Annotated in this window: 19 protein-coding genes and 1 pseudogene; 9 read left to right on the top strand and 11 right to left on the bottom strand. The window is 58.5% G+C overall.

Annotated features, from left to right (window positions below; genetic code table 11):
* The first annotated feature begins 151 nt into the window (after positions 1-151).
* Complete coding sequence (locus tag P3R38_RS14260; RefSeq protein ID WP_277686315.1) at positions 152-1081, top strand: LysR family transcriptional regulator; 930 nt, start codon at positions 152-154, stop codon at positions 1079-1081.
* Between the two features lie 110 nt (positions 1082-1191).
* Here P3R38_RS14260 and P3R38_RS14265 read toward each other — a convergent pair.
* From P3R38_RS14265 to P3R38_RS14300, 8 genes and pseudogenes are all read right to left on the bottom strand, one after another.
* Positions 1192-1401 (bottom strand): annotated as a pseudogene (locus tag P3R38_RS14265) (IS5/IS1182 family transposase); the annotation flags it as partial.
* A 334-nt stretch (positions 1402-1735) separates the two neighbouring features.
* A complete protein-coding gene (locus P3R38_RS14270; protein WP_277686316.1) occupies positions 1736-2296 on the bottom strand; it encodes an arsinothricin resistance N-acetyltransferase ArsN1 family B in 561 nt (186 codons plus the stop codon).
* Positions 2289-3371: an ArsO family NAD(P)H-dependent flavin-containing monooxygenase gene (locus P3R38_RS14275; RefSeq protein ID WP_238066187.1), complete on the bottom strand. Its 1083-nt coding sequence runs from the start codon at positions 3369-3371 to the stop codon at positions 2289-2291. Before P3R38_RS14275 ends, P3R38_RS14270 begins: the two co-directional genes overlap by 8 nt.
* A 25-nt stretch (positions 3372-3396) precedes the next feature.
* Positions 3397-3900: a cyclin-dependent kinase inhibitor 3 family protein gene (locus P3R38_RS14280; protein ID WP_277686317.1), complete on the bottom strand. Its 504-nt coding sequence runs from the start codon at positions 3898-3900 to the stop codon at positions 3397-3399.
* A gap of 4 nt (positions 3901-3904) precedes the next feature.
* Positions 3905-4618 carry an arsenical resistance protein ArsH gene (gene arsH, locus P3R38_RS14285; RefSeq protein ID WP_238066185.1) on the bottom strand — a complete coding sequence of 238 codons (714 nt, stop codon included), beginning with the start codon at positions 4616-4618 and terminating at the stop codon, positions 3905-3907.
* Between the two features lie 23 nt (positions 4619-4641).
* Entirely contained in the window at positions 4642-5112 is a 471-nt protein-coding gene (locus P3R38_RS14290; RefSeq protein WP_238066184.1) for an arsenate reductase ArsC, read from the bottom strand.
* Positions 5113-5126: 14 nt separating this feature from the next.
* Complete coding sequence (locus P3R38_RS14295; protein WP_277686318.1) at positions 5127-6410, bottom strand: arsenic transporter; 1284 nt, start codon at positions 6408-6410, stop codon at positions 5127-5129.
* Positions 6411-6439: 29 nt separating this feature from the next.
* A complete protein-coding gene (locus P3R38_RS14300; RefSeq protein ID WP_049695271.1) occupies positions 6440-6796 on the bottom strand; it encodes a metalloregulator ArsR/SmtB family transcription factor in 357 nt (118 codons plus the stop codon).
* Between the two features lie 177 nt (positions 6797-6973).
* Between P3R38_RS14300 and arsN2 the strand changes: the two genes are divergently transcribed.
* Entirely contained in the window at positions 6974-7468 is a 495-nt protein-coding gene (arsN2, locus tag P3R38_RS14305; RefSeq protein ID WP_277686320.1) for an arsenic resistance N-acetyltransferase ArsN2, read from the top strand.
* A 179-nt stretch (positions 7469-7647) separates the two neighbouring features.
* Here arsN2 and P3R38_RS14310 read toward each other — a convergent pair whose 3' ends face one another.
* Positions 7648-8034 (bottom strand): GFA family protein, encoded by a 387-nt coding sequence (locus P3R38_RS14310; RefSeq protein WP_277686321.1) that lies wholly within the window; start codon positions 8032-8034, stop codon positions 7648-7650.
* A 240-nt stretch (positions 8035-8274) separates the two neighbouring features.
* Between P3R38_RS14310 and P3R38_RS14315 the strand changes: the two genes are divergently transcribed.
* Positions 8275-9261: a LysR family transcriptional regulator gene (locus P3R38_RS14315; RefSeq protein WP_177429950.1), complete on the top strand. Its 987-nt coding sequence runs from the start codon at positions 8275-8277 to the stop codon at positions 9259-9261.
* Between the two features lie 19 nt (positions 9262-9280).
* On the opposite strand, the gene P3R38_RS14320 is transcribed toward P3R38_RS14315, so the two are convergent.
* Complete coding sequence (locus tag P3R38_RS14320) at positions 9281-9742, bottom strand: RidA family protein (RefSeq protein ID WP_058133611.1); 462 nt, start codon at positions 9740-9742, stop codon at positions 9281-9283.
* Between the two features lie 208 nt (positions 9743-9950).
* On the opposite strand from P3R38_RS14320, the gene P3R38_RS14325 reads away from it, so the two are divergent.
* Both P3R38_RS14325 and P3R38_RS14330 read left to right on the top strand, forming a co-directional pair.
* A complete protein-coding gene (locus P3R38_RS14325; protein WP_084296595.1) occupies positions 9951-10637 on the top strand; it encodes a hydrolase in 687 nt (228 codons plus the stop codon).
* A gap of 167 nt (positions 10638-10804) precedes the next feature.
* Positions 10805-11185, top strand: a complete 381-nt coding sequence (locus P3R38_RS14330) for an AraC family transcriptional regulator (protein ID WP_104881656.1) — start codon at positions 10805-10807, stop codon at positions 11183-11185.
* A gap of 345 nt (positions 11186-11530) precedes the next feature.
* Here P3R38_RS14330 and P3R38_RS14335 read toward each other — a convergent pair whose 3' ends face one another.
* Positions 11531-12487: a DJ-1/PfpI family protein gene (locus P3R38_RS14335; RefSeq protein ID WP_277686322.1), complete on the bottom strand. Its 957-nt coding sequence runs from the start codon at positions 12485-12487 to the stop codon at positions 11531-11533.
* Between P3R38_RS14335 and P3R38_RS14340 the strand changes: the two genes are divergently transcribed.
* The 4 genes from P3R38_RS14340 (at position 12486) to P3R38_RS14355 (ending at position 15780) form a co-directional block, all read left to right on the top strand.
* Positions 12486-13604: an SLAC1 anion channel family protein gene (locus P3R38_RS14340; RefSeq protein WP_256584495.1), complete on the top strand. Its 1119-nt coding sequence runs from the start codon at positions 12486-12488 to the stop codon at positions 13602-13604. The genes P3R38_RS14335 and P3R38_RS14340 overlap by 2 nt on opposite strands.
* Positions 13605-13680: 76 nt before the next feature.
* Complete coding sequence (locus tag P3R38_RS14345) at positions 13681-14007, top strand: multidrug efflux SMR transporter (RefSeq protein ID WP_277686323.1); 327 nt, start codon at positions 13681-13683, stop codon at positions 14005-14007.
* 271 nt (positions 14008-14278) lie between these two features.
* Positions 14279-14785 (top strand): sigma-70 family RNA polymerase sigma factor, encoded by a 507-nt coding sequence (locus P3R38_RS14350; RefSeq protein WP_104881652.1) that lies wholly within the window; start codon positions 14279-14281, stop codon positions 14783-14785.
* On the top strand, positions 14782-15780 hold the full coding sequence (locus P3R38_RS14355; RefSeq protein WP_277686324.1) for a FecR domain-containing protein: 999 nt from the start codon (positions 14782-14784) through the stop codon (positions 15778-15780). Before P3R38_RS14350 ends, P3R38_RS14355 begins: the two co-directional genes overlap by 4 nt.
* Positions 15781-15796: the final 16 nt, after the last annotated feature.

A 15796-nucleotide genomic window follows, 5' to 3' on the forward strand; every position in this document is an offset into this window, starting at 1 on the left:
TCATTTACAACCGTAAACTCCGCTTCCTCGGCTGTTTTCGCCTTGCCTGACCTTCGTCTCAATACTTTTTGTACAGCCCCTAGGATGCGTACCGGACAGCATTAATTGAATGCTCTAGAATCCGAATGGACTATGTAGAAGCGAATGCATAATGCGTGGATCCGAATTTGCTGAGCTAAAAGCCTTTGTGGCCATCGTGGAGCGTCAAAGCTTCGCGCGGGCCGCCGATCATCTGGGCTTATCGCCCTCTGCACTCAGCCAGACCATTCGACAGCTCGAACGTCGCATCGGCGCACGCCTGCTCAATCGCACGACCCGAAGCGTCGCGCCATCGACGAGTGGCGAGCTGCTCTACAGGCGTGTCGCCCCCTTGTTTCGAGAGATAGCTGTTGCCGTCGCCGAAGCCAGTGAGGCCACAGGCCAGATAAGCGGCACGCTGCGTATCAATACGCTGGGGATCGCAGCGAGAACCCTCATTGCGCCCCGGCTGGCACGCTTCCATCAGGCACACCCTGACGTGGTGCTCGATATCGTGGTCGACGACGCACTGGCCGATATCGTTCTTGGCCGTTTTGACGCGGGCATCCGTGTAGGTGGCCGGCTTGAGAAAGACATGGTGGCCGTCCGCCTGACGCCAGACCTGAACATGGTCGCCGTGGCGTCTCCGGACTACCTCGCACGTCGAGGCATCCCTCAGTCACCTGCTGAGTTGCAGGATCATGCATGCATCAACTGGCGGCTGCAGATGGACGGTAGGCCGTATCGCTGGGAGTTCCAGGAACGGGGACAGCCGCTGGAAGTGGCGGTCGACGGCCCCGTCGTCACCAATCACCCTGACATCGGCATCGCTGCCGCCCTGCATGGGCTCGGCATCGCCTATCATTTCGAGAAAGAAGACGTGGGCGAGCTGTTGGCCCAGGGACGGCTGATCCAAGTCCTTGCTGACTGGTCGATTTCACGTCCAGGGCTGTTCCTCTATTACCCGAATAGGCAACACCGGCCAGCCGCCCTAGGAGCGTTCATAGACTGCCTATTGGATCGCAAACCGTTCGATCAGGCCCATTTCGAAACCCATCGATGATAAGCGCGAGGCAGGGGTAGCGGGAAACATGACATTGAGCCCCTCGAAACAACAGCGGACGCGACGGTAGCGTTTGAGTGCTTGTCCTGCGCCATCCCATCTTCCTTCGAAGAATGCCTGCAGGTCAGTAGCTGATCTGCAGGGCATCGGTATTCATCCGATGCAGCGATGTAGATGAAGCCCTGCTTGCTCAGCTGCGCTCGGCCATTTCCAACATTGGTGACTTTATGGGCAGTGATCAGAATGTGTGTGTTATCGACTGCTGTTTGTACGTTGTGGCCAACCGTGCCTCGGCCACTCGTGGCCATTTAGCGGCGATCAAAACGTTAGACAATCGCAGGTGTCTTCACACAGCCTGGCCTCAATTGGTGCCCTTCATACCGAGTAGCCATGGGACAATGTAGTTGAAAAAGTCGGATTATCAGCCCGTCAGAACTTGGCGCCATGTGACAAGTCTTGAGGCGAAGGTCAGGCGAGGCTGTTCTCAACGCAGCCTCACCGAGTTTCAAGGCTTTTCGTACAAAGCCTAGCTGCTTTTGGCTGATCTCTGCCCTTCATGAATGGCAGCTTCGGGCCGAAAGCAGCCGGTCGTGAGTGACTGCTTTCGACCCATAGCTGCCTTTCGCGGAAGACAGCTAATCTCACTGGGACGCTCTAACGTGGCATTGGAATTTGGGATAGGAAGCTTATTGGAGCCTCGGGGCGAAGGCCTTCGTCTCCGAAATCAAACCGCCAATACCCCACATCATGCCAAGCATCGAGCTTGAATCCGACCTGCGGAAACGTACCGATGTGCTGGAAACCGAGTCGCTCGTGCAGCCCGACACTGCCTTCATTCGGCAAGGCAATGCCGGCATACGCCGAGCGATATCCCAGACGCTTCAGAACTGCCAGCAGCACGTCATAGAGCTGCCGACCAACTCCGCTGCGGCGCTGGCCCTCGGCGACATAGACCGTCACATCCACCGCCCAGCGGTACGCCGCACGCGCCCGGTGCTGACTGGCGTAGGCGTAGCCGACTACCTGCCCCTCCTGAGCCGCCACCAGATAGGGATAAGTTTGCAGCGTCGTGGCAATCCGCTCACGCATTTGCTCCACGCTCGGCACTGCCTCTTCGAATGAAATGGCCGTGTTGAGCACGATGGGCGCGTAAATGGCCTGGATCTCTTCTGCATCCTCTGATCTGGCGACACGAATCTCGATTCCGCTATGCATCCGTCTGCTCCAAGCTGTTCAGGTATTCCACTACTTCGTTTACGGTGCTGCGCGCGGTACGGGTGACGCCGATCAGCGTCGCCGAGGCCAGGCCGGTCCAGTCGCCATATCCGACCAGCCAGAGGCGGGGCTCGCGAATAGAGCGCGACCCGTCAACCTCGACCTTACCGCTGTCATCCAGCACGTCCAAGTCCCGCAAGTGATCCAGAGCCGGCCGGAAACCGGTACACCAGATCACCGCATCGACCTGGGTTTTCTCACCATTGGGCCAGACGACCCCGTCAGGCGTGAATGAGACAAAAGGCCTTACAGACCGCAGGGCTCCTCGCTCGCGGGCCCGGACCACCGGGGGCACCATGACTATATCGCCAAGCCCGCCGACCGGTGCGTTGATAACACGGCCCTCCTGTTGAGCCTTGAGGCGCTCGGTAGCCCGTTCGAACAGCACCCGGCCATCGACGTCATCAGGCAGAAACGCCGGCTCCTCCGAGGTTACCCACGTTGCGTCTGCGACCTCGGACAGCTCCGCATAGATTTGCGCCCCCGAGTTGCCACCACCAACGACCAGCACGCGCTTTCCTTGGAAAGCCTCCGGCGACTGGTAATGGGCGGAGTGAATCTGCTGTCCCTGGAACAGCTCTATCTCCGGATAGGCCGGAACATAGGGGTTGCTCCAGGTCCCCGTTGCGCTGATGACGGCACGAGCCTCCCAGTCGCGGTCCTTCGAGCGTACACGAAGGCCACGCCCGGTCCGCTCCACAGCCGTGACGCTAACGGGTCGAGCAATAGGGAACCCGTATCGCGCCTCGTACTGCTCCAGATAGCTGATCACTTGATCCCTATTTGGATTACCTTCGGTGACTGGCGGCATCGGCCAGCCCGCAATCGAGCTCCATGCGGAGGGAGAGAACAGCGTCAGCGAGTCCCAGCCATGGCGCCATGCCCCACCCGCGGCCTGTTCGGCGTCGAGCAGCAGGAATGACAACTTGGCCCGCTTGAGGAAATAGGCCACCGTAAGCGCGGACTGCCCGCCGCCAATCACGATGACATCGAGTAGTTCGCCGTCGGTGGCCATGGTCTCTCCTGTCTGGCTGGAGCGCTCAGTCTTCGCCGAATTGATTGATGTAGTTGATGTGCGCAGGCTTCTGAATCGCGCGTGGGCGCAGTTCCTGCACCCATGCGATCGCCTCGCGGCGCGGCATTCCGGTTTCGATCAGCAGACGGGCAGCGAACAGCCCGGTGCGGCCGGAGCCGCCCTTGCAGTGGATGGCCAGGGCCTTGTTGGATGCGAGCAAAGCGTCCAACTGGTGGCGGATCTCTCCCACCCCGACCTCGAAGTTTTTATCCGGGGCGTGATCATCCTCGATCGGCAGTTGGTACCACTCCAATCCATGCTGCTTGGCCGCGATGCCAAGCTCGCCGACGCCGTTTTCCTGAAGCTCTGCGTCCGACATCAGCGTAACCAGCGCTACGGCACCGGCCTGCTTGAGCGTTTCCAGGCTTTCAGCGAGAGCGCTGCTCTGGGTGCCCGGACAAGGCGTGAAAATCAGTACGCCCGGAGCATGGGGCAACGATTTCAACGAGTAAGGATGCGACATGCTCATGACCTCAAATGGACCGAATATTGACTCTCTTGGATAGGTCTTCCGCCGACTCTTTGCGCTCGGAGTAGCGGTCTACCAAATAATCCTGGCGATCACGCAGCAGGAGCGTGAACTTGGTCAGTTCCTCCATTACGTCGACCAGTCGATCGTAGAAAGAAGACGGCTTCATGCGCCCGGCCTCATCGAACTCCAGGAAGGCTTTCGGCACCGACGACTGGTTCGGGATGGTAAACATACGCATCCAGCGGCCAAGCACACGCAGTTGGTTCACCACGTTAAAAGACTGAGAGCCTCCGCAAACCTGCATCACGGCGAGGGTCTTGCCCTGGGTTGGGCGAACGGCGCCCATGGCCAGCGGTACCCAATCGATCTGCGCCTTGAAGACAGCACTCATTGAGCCGTGACGCTCGGGCGAGCACCACACCTGCCCCTCGGACCATTGCATCAGCTCGCGGAGTTCCAACACCTTCTCGTGGGAGTCCGGAGCGTCATCCGGCAGAGGCAGGCCGGAAGGGTCGAAAATACGGGTTTCGGCGCCGAACTCTTCCAGCAGGCGCGCAGCTTCCTGGACCATCAAGCGGCTGAATGAGCGTTCTCGGGTCGATCCGTACAGCAGCAGTATGCGCGGTTTGTGCGTGGAAGGATCTTTCGGGGCCAGCCGCTCCAGCGACGGCAGATCAATCAGTTCTGGTTGGACATTTGGCAGGTGGTCGTTCATTTCGGTCTCCATTGATCCAGGGCCTACAGCGCACCGATGCGCGCAAGTTCGGCTTTCAGTTCGTCCTGGCTCAGTTGCGAGAAAGGCAGCGCAATGAAGGCGCGCACGCGCTCATCGATCTTCGCAAGTGTGGTCTGGAAGGCTTCTTCGATTTCTGCCTCACTACCGGTGACCGCCGTTGGGTCGGCCAGGCCCCAGTGGGCTTTGAGCGATTGACCGAAGAAGATCGGGCAGGCTTCGCCGGCAGCGCGGTCGCACACGGTGACAACGATGTCGGGAGGAGAGCTCTCGAAGGCATCCGAGGCCTTACTTGAAAGACTAGCGGTGGGGATACCGGCGGCTTCCAAGGTTTTCAGTGCACGCTCATTGACCTTGCCGCTTGGGAAGCTGCCCGAGCTCACAGCTTCCATACCCTCGGGGGCCAAGTGATTGAACAGCGCCTCGGACAGGATGCTGCGGCAGCTGTTGTGGGTGCACATGAACAAGACTTTCATCTGGTATCTCCGGTTCAAAAGCTCAGGCGGATGGCCAATGCGGCCAAGGTGGCAAGCAGGATCGGCAGCGTCAGGACGATGCCGGTGCGGAAGTAGTAACCCCAGGTGATGACGATGTCCTTGCGGGCCAGCACGTGCAGCCACAGCAAGGTGGCCAGGCTGCCGATGGGGGTGATTTTCGGACCGAGGTCACAACCGATGACGTTGGCGTAGACCATGGCCTCGCGCACGATGCCGGTGGCATCGGCGGAGTGGATCGACAAGGCCCCTACCAGCACAGAGGGCATGTTGTTCATGACCGACGACAGGCCAGCAGCGAGCAGCCCCGTCCCGAGGGATGCGCCCCAGATCCCGTAGCCGGCGAAAACATTGAGGATCTGCGTCAGGTATTCGGTGAGGCCCGCGTTACGCAGGCCATAGACCACGAGGTACATGCCAAGCGAGAACACCACAACCTGCCAAGGCGCGTCCTTGAGCACCTTGCGGGTTGAAATCACGTGCCCGCGCGCGGCGATCAGGTAGAGGATCAGCGCACAGGCAGCAGCGATGGCGCTGATAGGAACGCCCAGCGGCTCGATGGCGAAGAAGCCGACCAGCAACAGAGCAAGCACCCACCAGCCGGCAACGAACGTCGCCTTGTCGCGGATAGCGGCTTCGGGAGCCTTCAGTTGGTCGAGTTCATAGGTACGCGGCAGGTCCTTGCGGAAGAACCACAGCAGCATCCCCAGGGTGGCGGCGATGCTGACCAGGTTCACCGGCACCATGACCGAGGCGTACTCGCTAAAGCCAATGCCAAAGTAGTCGGCGGAAACGATGTTTACCAGGTTGGATACCACCAACGGCAAGCTCGCGGTATCGGCGATGAAGCCAGCCGCCATGACGAATGCCAGCGTCGCCGCTGGGGAGAAGCGCAGGGCCAGCAGCATGGCGATGACGATCGGGGTCAGGATCAGTGCCGCACCGTCGTTAGCGAACAGCGCCGAGACGGCGGCGCCCAGCAGGATGATGAAGGCGAACAGCTTGCGGCTGCTGCCATTGCCCCAACGGGCCACGTGCAATGCAGCCCACTCGAAGAACCCCGCCTCATCCAGCAGCAGGCTGATGATGATGACGGCGATGAAAGTGGCGGTAGCGTTCCAGACGATCTGCCAGACCACGGGGATATCGGACAGGCTCACGACGCCCGCCAGCAGCGCCACGCCGGCCCCCAGTGCGGCGCTCCAGCCCACGCCCAGGCCTTTGGGCTGCCAGATGACGAGAACGATCGTCACCAGGAAAATCAAAAATGCGATCAGCATGACTACAACTCAATCAGCGAAGGGAAGTCTCAAGCGCAAGCAACAGGGCTCTGCGGCCGCTCGCCCATTTCGGCAAGGCGCAATGCATCGGGGCTCAACCATTCCTGGTTCGCATCGACCACTCCCTTCAACATCGCGTCCACCCACTGCGGCAGTTCGGGGTGCAGTCGGTAGTACACCCACTGACCCTTGCGGCGATCCATCAGGATTCCCGCCTCGCGCAACTGGGCCAGATGCCGGGAGATCTTCGGCTGGCTCAGCTCCAGCGCGTGGGTAAGTTCGCAGACACAGAGTTCGCCTTCACGGGCGATCAGCAGGGTCATCCGGGCCCGGGTGTCATCAGCCAGGCATTTGAAAACGATGGGGGGAGTCAGTGTTTCCCGCATGTGACCTCCTGGGGAATGCGCGTACGGCCAATATCTGGAAATTCGAATATATGACTATTCAAATATGCGGTAAAGCAGATATTTACTATCGCTTCGCCTTACGGGATGTCATAAAACTGGAAAAAGCCCGCGCTCTGGGCCCTATACTGGGCGTCAATACCACCCCCAGAGACGCCAATGAACCAGTCTGATATTTCTGTCCGATTGCTTGGTACCGATCAAATCCAAGGCCTAGCTGCGTATCTGACTGCAGCGGGCTTGCCGACCCAAGACCTTTTGCAGCCCGGTCGAATGTTCTATTCCTTTCATCGGGGAGAAACGGAGCTGGGATACGGGGGCATTGAAGGAAGCGGTCGGACTCGTCTTATTCGCTCACTGGTTGTCGTACCGGCCCAGCGAAAGTCAGGGATCGGTACCCTGCTGCTCAGAGCACTTGAGCGAATAGCGGGAGCTGACGGAGCCCAAAGCCTTCATCTGCTGACCACAACAGCACCCGACTTCTTCGAGGCTCGGGGATATGAGCAGAGAGACCGATCCCAAGCCCCAAAGGAAATTTCCAGTTCGGAGGAGTTCAAAAGCCTCTGCCCGACGTCTGCGGTTTACATGGTGAAGGAGCTTGGCGACATAAACTCGGTGTCGCCACAGGTAACTCGCCTCCACGGACGTCAGTGAGTTCGTTCTCAGGTGTCCCAGGAAAGAGTCCTGCGCCCCCCCGAAAGATGTCGAACTGAATCGACCTCGGTTTCGTAGACTCCTCGAACGGCTGCAAAGGGTCGTTAGCAGTCATTCGCGATAGACCGCTTTCGACCCATAGCGGACGTTCACTATTGGCTGCATCCGGCACCATGCCGTCAGTCGCTTGCTGGCGTGTACCAATGGGCTGCGGCGTCAGCATGTACATGTTTTTGCTTATGGGGAATGAAGGGTGTGTCGAGCGTGCCCAAGGCTATCGAAACCCAGTCGGCAAACTCCCCGTGCGATCGTGACCAGAACAAGGTCGAACCACACTCCATGCAGAACTCACGCACGACCTTCTGTGAAGAGGCATAGGCTTTGATCTGGCTGGAACCTTCTAATACTCGAAGCGCGCTGCGAGGAACGCTGCCGTACGAAGCGAACAACGCTCCGTGCCCTTTTCGGCACTGGCTGCAATGACAATGACTTACTGCTTTAGGTGGACCGATTAGCTCGAATCTGACCTTCGCACATAAGCAACTCCCCTGATAGATCTCAGCCATACGCCCATCCGTGCACGCAAAAGAACGCCAGCTTAATCTTCCGCATCCGATCAGTCGACTGACTGCTATTGGCCGATTACTGCCCTGCACGAAGGGCCGCTATGGGTCGAAGGCGGACGCTCGCGATTGACTGCGTTCAAAATAAGCTGGCATATGTCTCGGATTGAATGAGTGTGACTTACTCCCAGAATGGTGGGCAGACTAATCCCCTTCTCGTATCATTGCTCCTCCTCATCTGGAATGATTTTCGTGAAGCCTTCACCTGGAAGTGTCTCGCCGACCCAATCGAATTCTAATGGACCGAAATGGGATGCCGGAGAAGCTGTAAGCCAGCTTTCCTGGGACGACTTGCGTATCATCAAAACGCTGAGTGACTGTAGCAACCGCGCGGCCACGGCCAAGAAGCTCGGCATCAATGTGTCCACCGTCTCGCGCCGGGTCGCGCAGGTTGAGAAGACGCTTGGGGTCGCGCTGTTCGATCATCGTAAGGCGGGGTATCTGCTGACTGCCGAGGGTACCGAACTGCGTGCACTGGCCGAGCGCGTTGAACTGGACATCGTCAGTGTCACCCGCAGGGTTTCTCGCGCCGGCCAAGGCCCGCTGGGGAAACTGCGAATCACCACCAGCGACTCGCTGCTGCTGTACTTTCTAACGCCGATCATCGCGGACTTCAAAGCCCTCAATGAGGGGATCACCGTTGAGGTATTAGTCGGCAACCAGACGTTGAGTTTGGCGAGGGACGAGTCGGACATTGCGATACGTGCGACCAAAAAACCGGCAGATACCCTAGTGGGTCGCAAGCTCGCCAACATCGCCTGGGCGCCGTATCGCAGCGTCAAGCAGGCAGCGATTGCCGACCCCTTCGCTGAGGGGCAGTCGTGGGTATCCTACTCGGGAGGCCTGTGCGGATTGAAGGCAACGAGCTACGTCGAATGTCGGGTGCCCTCTGAGTTCATCTCCTACCGCACCGATTCCGTGGCGGCTGCGAGCGCGGCTATTGCAGCAGGTCTCGGTTTTGGCTTCCTCCCCTGCATGCTGGGCGACATTACCCCAGGATTGGTTCGGGCAGGCCAAGTAGTTCAGGAGCTTCAGGATGAGCTATGGTTGCTTACCCACCAGGACATCAGGAAATCCTGGCGGGTGAAAGCATTCATGACGTTCTGCGCCGCTGCCGTGGCCGACCTCAAACCGCTGGTCGAAGGTCAGCAGGCCATCCCGGTTTCATAGCGGAAACCGGGAGCACCGTTCATTTGGCGTGGGCGCCGATGACAGCTCGACACACGATCTCAATCAGCTGGGGACGCTGGGCGAGCCGCGATACACCGATGATATTGCTGGCCGCCTGCGGGCGTTCTGTGCCGTAAGCTGCCTTACGCACCTTGCCGACGACCGCAAAAGCAGCGTCCATGTCCAGCACATATAGCGTTTCCTCAACGACATCCTGCATCGTGGCGCCATACAGGGCGAGCAACTTGGCAATGTTGTCGTAGGAAACCCGCATCTGTTCGCCCATTGACGAAAAATCGCTCGGACGACCGTCAGCATCTAGTGGCGCCGGCGCTACCAGGTTGCCTTCTTCGTCATGGTTGAACTGCCCCGAGATGAAAATCTCGTTCCCGACTCGCCGCGCCTGCGGATAGCCGTAGCCCTCTTCCCATGGAACGCCCCAGTAGGCGGTGTCGTCGTTGAAAGGTCGTGAAGCGGCCATTGGATTCTCCTTGGCGAAAAATGGATCGACGTGATCCGACTGGCCGAGATCCTAGCACCGGATTGGACGCTACCCGTGGTGCAGTTTTGCTCCCTCAAGAGCGCAACAATGCGCCACCGTTTCACTGAGTGTTTCGCTATCTTGTGCTGGCACTCGGCGACAACCCGCCGGGGAAACTCTCGCCACCGTTCAACAAAAGGGAAGAACAATGAGCAATCCACACACTGAAGTCCTGACCCCGCTCAACAGCCAACTGATCTTCATCGATCAGCAACCGCAGATGGCTTTTGGCGTACAAAGCATTGACCGGCAGACGTTGAAGAACAACACCGTGGGCCTGGCCAAAGCAGCCAAGATCTTCAATGTCCCCACCATCTTCACCACGGTCGAAACCGAGAGTTTCTCCGGCCATACCTACCCCGAACTGCTCGCGGTATTCCCTGATGCGCCGTTGCTGGAGCGCACCTCCATGAACTCCTGGGACGACCAGAAGGTTCGCGACGCGCTGAAAAAGAACGGTCGGAACAAGATCATTGTTTCGGGCCTGTGGACTGAGGTCTGCAACACCACCTTCGCACTGTCCGCCATGCACGATGCGGGCTACGAGATCTACATGGTTGCCGACGCTTCCGGCGGCACGACCAAGGAAGCACACGACTACGCCATGCAGCGCATGATCCAGGCGGGCGTAGTGCCAGTAACCTGGCAACAGGTGCTGCTGGAGTGGCAGCGCGACTGGAAAAACCGCGACACCTACGATGCGGTCATGGAACTGGTCAAAGAGCATTCGGGTGCCTACGGCATGGGCGTCGACTACGCCTACACCATGGTGCACAAAGCGCCAGAGCGTGTTCAGCACGGTCCTACCTTGGCGCCCGAGGCCGCATCGATCTGAGACCTGATCAGCCCCAAAGTTGATTTTATGCTCAACAAGCGGGGCCGGAACGAACCGATCCGGGCGATCAGTCATGACGGAGTGTTTGAAGCTTCAGAAGATGCTTCACCGAATAGTGCCGCCCGGATCAATTCATCTTCAGATTTTTTCAGGACGAGTTGATCTCCATGAACAGTGCTAAAGGCATCGTTATAGCCTCCGTCGCGATTAAGTCGACGGGGCGGCTTAAACCATGGCAAGTCAAAACGGCCAAGCAGCTGATGTTGGATCATCTGGATATCGGCATTTCGGTCACCGCACTTGCGGAAGCATGCGGACTGTCGCGCAGCTATTTCTCGCGCAGGTTCAAGGAATCCAGACAGGTCTCTCCTCAGCAGTGGTTGCGTGAGCAGCGGCTGAGGAAGAGTAAAGAACTGCTAGAGACATCGACGATGATGCTCGCCGAGATCGCCCTAGAGTGCGGCTTCTACGATCAGCCACATTTCTGCCGAGCGTTTATGAAATCCGAAGGCCTAACGCCTCAGGCATGGCAGCAACAGGTGGCTTAGCCGGAACTGTGTGCCGCTAAATTCGGCGTATACTGCCTTCGTAGATTTCGCTTGCTAGCTCTCCTTTCCGGCATAGATGTGGTACTAAGGTACTACGGTTCTCCAAGACAATTTCCTGAAGGACCGCTATGGGTCGAATGCAGCCGGTCGTGGGTGACCACTTTCGACCCATAGCTGCCGGTCAGATACTGAAGAATTCGGCCAGACGCGGACATTGAAATACTGGCCCGATACAGTTGAGTTCCGTGGAGCCAAGGCATCATTGAACGCACGTGTCGATGACTATCACAACGTCACATTGGCTGTTCCATCAGTACCTTTGGATTTTAACGGCCCCCTTCTACATCACATTGAAGAAAACCGCTTTCGATAGTCACTCGGACCGACCCCGAGACGGCGTGTGAAGGCTCTTCTGAAACCATCGGTATTGGCATAACCCACGGTGTCGGCCAGGCGCTTGAGGGATACGTCTGAATCCTCGATCAAGCGCCTGGCGGCATCGATGCGCGCCAGCTCCACGAACTCGGCCGGCGTCGTGCCGGCTTCGGCCTTGAAGGTCCGGGCAAAGTTACGTTCGCTCATGCCGGCGCGTGCGGCGAGGGTGGGGACGCTAAGGTCGGCCTTCAGATGCTGCACCACATAATCCTGCACATCCCTGATCACGCTGCGTTCGGCTGTCTGGGCGGCCAACTGCGCGCTGAACTGCGATTGCCCGCCCGGTCGTTTGAAGAACATCACCATCTCTCGCGCCACACTAAGCGCCAGTTCCCTGCCGTGATCCTCTTCGACCAGTGCCAGGGCTAGATCCATGCCCGCGGTGACCCCCGCCGAGGTGTAGAGGTTGCCGTCCTTGATGAAAATGCTGTCGGCGTCGACTTGGGTGTGCGGGTGCTCTTTGGCGAGTTTCGCACTGGAGTTCCAGTGGGTCGTGACACGACGGCCGTCGAGCAGGCCGGCGGCGGCCAACAGGAACGCGCCGCTGCACACCGAGCCAATGCGGCGCACCGTCGTGGCCTGTTTGCGCAGCCACTGCTGCAAGGCAGGGTTGAGCGCGATCTCGTCGATGTGCGGACTGCCGGCCACAAGCAAGGTATCGATCCTGCCTTTATAGGTTTCGAAGGTCTCGTCGATGGCTAGCTTCAAACCGCTTGAGCCTTTGATCATGCCTTTTTCGGTGGCGATCACTTCGACCCGGTAGGCCCGTGGATTGCCCAGTTGCTTGGCCGCCTCGGCAAAGACATCAGCCGGACCGACCACATCCAGCAGCTGCACGCGGGGGAAGGCAAGGAGGGTGATGCGCATGATGTCTGTACTCGTCGAAATAATGGCTGAATACGTCGTAACGCGGCTGTTTCGGCCAAAGCATGTTTGGCTGAAAATAACCTCAACAGCAAATTCAGTCAAACGGGAGACTGCCATGAACACTGCATCCACCCCTAACATCGCTGTGGCTCAATCGGTAACCATCAGCACGACTTCCATTAAAAACCTGCCCATCAATTTGTTTGGCTCAGTCATGGGCCTGGCTGGCCTGGGCCTGGCCTGGCGCTTAAATGGCCACTACTTCGGTATCGGCGGCCAGCTGGGTGAGGCGATAGGCGCGTTTGCCGGGCTGGTATTCGTGTTGCTGACCCTAGGTTACCTGACCAAATGGTTCAAACATCCTGAAGCGGTGCGGGGCGAATTCAATCACCCGGTTGCAAGCAACTTTTTCGGCACCGTCACCATCGCGTTGTTGCTGCTTTCAGCCGTGGCGGCGCCTCACAGCAGGCTGCTCGGCGAAGCACTGTGGATATTGGGCAGCGTACTGACCGTACTGCTCGCCGGCCTGGTGGTTTCGCGCCTGTTGTCGGGCGCGCAGGACCCCTTGAATGCAGTCCCCGCCTGGTTGATCCCGGGCGTTGCCACCCTTGATATCGCGGTCACCGGTGCGCATATGCCGATGGTCTGGGCTGCCGAGTTCAATATGTTTGCACTGGCCGTGGGTGCGGTGCTGGCACTGGTTTTCTACACCCGGATCTTCTCGCGCCTGGTCCATCAGGCCCCCCTGGCCAAAGGCATGGTGCCTTCGCTGATGGTCCTGATTGCACCCTTTGAAGTCGGTTTCCTTGCGTACACCAACGTGTTTGGCGAGATCGACCGGTTTGCCAGCGTGCTGTTCTACTTCGGCCTGTTCCTGTTCGTGGTGCTGAGCTTCAAAGTGTTCCGTCGCGATGTGCCTTTTGCCCCTTCGTGGTGGGCAATCAGCTTTCCCATCGCGGCCCTGAGCAATGCGGCGCTGAAATACGCACATGCCCAGGACAACACTGTGCTGATGGTCATCGCTGTACTGATCCTGCTGTTCCTCACCATGGCACTGAGCGTGCTGACTTTGAAAACACTGTCCAGCCTGGTGCGCGGCAGACTGTTGGCCAACTGACGTTTCATCTCCGTTTACCTCCCCTTTGGCGAGCCCTCGGTGGCTCGCCTTTTTTTGCCCTGAAAGGTCTCGCCCCATGACTAACACCGCCTCCTGGTTACTGCTGATCGTTGCCGGGTTCCTAGAGATTGCCTTTGCGATCGGACTCAAATCCGCCAATGGCATGGAGCGGCCCTGGTTGCTCGCCGGCACCTTCGCGGTTTTGGCCGGCAGCTTGTCTTTACTGACGATGGCCCTGCGGGTCCTGCCCGTTGGCACCGCCTATGCGGTGTGGACCGGCATCGGCGCCGCAGGCACGGCCCTCGTTGGCATGTATTGGTTGGGTGACGGGGTTTCGTTCTGGCGGTTCTTCTGGATTGGCTTGATCCTGCTGAGTGTCGCCGGGCTACACTGGGGCGCCTAATCAGGTCGAACCAACTTTCATACTTTATGAGAAAGGAAAATAGTCGACGGTTGGTTTGAAATGTCAGCAGCGGTTCATACTGAACAGAAAGCTTTGTGTCGATTTCTGTCTGTCGCAACGGGCAGCTAAGGGTCGTTTGCTGGTCTGAAAGCGTATAGCGACAGTGAAGGTATGACCGTCGCTACACGATCCTAAGCAGACATTCTGCGTTCTTGTCGGCAGCCCAATAGTCACATATGATACTACGTCTCATTTGCATCGACTCAAACTCATGGCATCCGTCGACAATGCTCAGCTCACGGCTCTTTACGAACAGCAACACCGCTGGCTGCGTCGCTGGCTGTATCGGCAATTGAGCTGCTCACACCGCGCCGCTGATTTGATGCAGGACACCTTCATGCGCCTGTTGCTCAGCAAAGAGGCGTTGGAAGTCCGACAGCCTCGACCGTTTCTGGCGAAGGTTGCACGCAGTGTCTTGTCAAACCACTACCGCCGCACACGCCTGGAAAAAGCCTATCTGGATGCAATTCAGACGGATGACGAAAACGTGCTGCCGGATCTGGCTACCCAATTGATTATTTTCGAGACGCTGGTTCGACTCGACGAAGCACTCTGCAAGTTGGATGTCGCCGTCAAAAAGGCATTCCTCTGGTCGCAACTGGATGGGCTCAGCCATGGGGAAATTGCCGAGCGGCTGGGTATTTCAATCGCTACCGTCAAACGCCACATCATCAAGGCAGGTGCGCAGTGCATGCTGGTCACGGAAGCGCTGGGATGACGATCACCGAAAACGCCTTTACCCCAGAACCCGCGCCATCACCGAAAATGTGCGAGGCGGCGATGGCGTGGTGGCTCGATATGCAGGAAGCTCACTTTGATTCACCCGCACAGGCCGCCTTCATGGCATGGCGTAGTGAACACCCCTTGCATGAGCTGGCCTGGGAAAGGGCCTTAGCCCTGGCTGCGCAGCTAGACTCAATACGTACCCAGGGCGATCCAAACCTTGCCCGACAGGCCCTGTTGCTTTCTTCTCAGGAAGGGTTGAGCAGACGACGGGCTATCAAGGGCCTGGCCCTGCTGCTTACCACAGGCGCGGGTGCATGGTTGGCCGGAGGCAGCGAAGTGGTTTCGCGCTTGAGCGCCGATTACGTCACGGGCGTTGGAGAGCAGCGACGCGTCGCGCTGAACGCCAATCTGTCGTTTGATCTCAATACCCACAGCGCGATAAATGTTCGTCATACAGATCATCGCTGGCACCTTCGATTACTCAGCGGCGAGATCCTGGTCGACACGGTTTTGAACCAGGCACTCTCCATCGAAGCCCCTCAGATCCGCGCGCAGGCGTCCTCGGCGCGCTTCACGGTACGCCAATTTGAGAATGGCTCGACTCAGTTGGCGGTCTATCGTGGCTCGCTTCAGGTAAAACCGGCAAAAGCGAGCACGTGGACTCCCTTGCAGGCCGGGCAACTGGCTCGTTTCGGGCCGCTCGGGCTGCTCGATCAGGATGCACTGCAAGCAAACGCTCCGGCCTGGGCAGAAGGCATGATCGTCGCCAACGGCCAACCGCTCCAGGCTTTCCTGGATGAACTGGGTCGTTATCGTCATGGGCATCTCGGGTGCGACCCCGCATTGGCCAACCTGCGTGTATGGGGATCCTACCCGCTGACAGACAGTGATCGAATCATCGATGCCATTGCCCAGACACTGAAACTGGATGTCCAGCGTTTCACTCGCCTATGGGTCAACTTGCGCGCCTTGCCAGCAACCGTTTGAACTATTTTCGTCTTCG

Origin of the sequence: Pseudomonas sp. NyZ480, from assembly GCF_029537255.1 — a bacterium.
GTDB lineage: Bacteria > Pseudomonadota > Gammaproteobacteria > Pseudomonadales > Pseudomonadaceae > Aquipseudomonas > Aquipseudomonas taiwanensis.

Excerpts from the sequence above, each read along its gene's own strand:
- P3R38_RS14345 (WP_277686323.1), top strand. The coding sequence starts at position 13,681 with ATGACTAACACCGCCTCCTGGTTACTGCTGATCGTTGCCGGGTTCCTA.
- arsN2 (WP_277686320.1), top strand. The coding sequence starts at position 6,974 with ATGAACCAGTCTGATATTTCTGTCCGATTGCTTGGTACCGATCAAATC.
- P3R38_RS14325 (WP_084296595.1), top strand. The coding sequence starts at position 9,951 with ATGAGCAATCCACACACTGAAGTCCTGACCCCGCTCAACAGCCAACTG.
- P3R38_RS14295 (WP_277686318.1), bottom strand. The coding sequence starts at position 6,410 with ATGCTGATCGCATTTTTGATTTTCCTGGTGACGATCGTTCTCGTCATC.
- P3R38_RS14350 (WP_104881652.1), top strand. The coding sequence starts at position 14,279 with ATGGCATCCGTCGACAATGCTCAGCTCACGGCTCTTTACGAACAGCAA.
- P3R38_RS14280 (WP_277686317.1), bottom strand. The coding sequence starts at position 3,900 with ATGAGCATGTCGCATCCTTACTCGTTGAAATCGTTGCCCCATGCTCCG.
- P3R38_RS14300 (WP_049695271.1), bottom strand. The coding sequence starts at position 6,796 with ATGCGGGAAACACTGACTCCCCCCATCGTTTTCAAATGCCTGGCTGAT.
- P3R38_RS14315 (WP_177429950.1), top strand. The coding sequence starts at position 8,275 with ATGATTTTCGTGAAGCCTTCACCTGGAAGTGTCTCGCCGACCCAATCG.
- P3R38_RS14260 (WP_277686315.1), top strand. The coding sequence starts at position 152 with ATGCGTGGATCCGAATTTGCTGAGCTAAAAGCCTTTGTGGCCATCGTG.
- P3R38_RS14335 (WP_277686322.1), bottom strand. The coding sequence starts at position 12,487 with ATGCGCATCACCCTCCTTGCCTTCCCCCGCGTGCAGCTGCTGGATGTG.
- P3R38_RS14355 (WP_277686324.1), top strand. The coding sequence starts at position 14,782 with ATGACGATCACCGAAAACGCCTTTACCCCAGAACCCGCGCCATCACCG.
- P3R38_RS14330 (WP_104881656.1), top strand. The coding sequence starts at position 10,805 with ATGAACAGTGCTAAAGGCATCGTTATAGCCTCCGTCGCGATTAAGTCG.
- P3R38_RS14275 (WP_238066187.1), bottom strand. The coding sequence starts at position 3,371 with ATGGCCACCGACGGCGAACTACTCGATGTCATCGTGATTGGCGGCGGG.
- P3R38_RS14320 (WP_058133611.1), bottom strand. The coding sequence starts at position 9,742 with ATGGCCGCTTCACGACCTTTCAACGACGACACCGCCTACTGGGGCGTT.
- P3R38_RS14340 (WP_256584495.1), top strand. The coding sequence starts at position 12,486 with ATGATGTCTGTACTCGTCGAAATAATGGCTGAATACGTCGTAACGCGG.
- P3R38_RS14290 (WP_238066184.1), bottom strand. The coding sequence starts at position 5,112 with ATGAAAGTCTTGTTCATGTGCACCCACAACAGCTGCCGCAGCATCCTG.
- P3R38_RS14310 (WP_277686321.1), bottom strand. The coding sequence starts at position 8,034 with ATGGCTGAGATCTATCAGGGGAGTTGCTTATGTGCGAAGGTCAGATTC.
- P3R38_RS14270 (WP_277686316.1), bottom strand. The coding sequence starts at position 2,296 with ATGCATAGCGGAATCGAGATTCGTGTCGCCAGATCAGAGGATGCAGAA.
- arsH (WP_238066185.1), bottom strand. The coding sequence starts at position 4,618 with ATGAACGACCACCTGCCAAATGTCCAACCAGAACTGATTGATCTGCCG.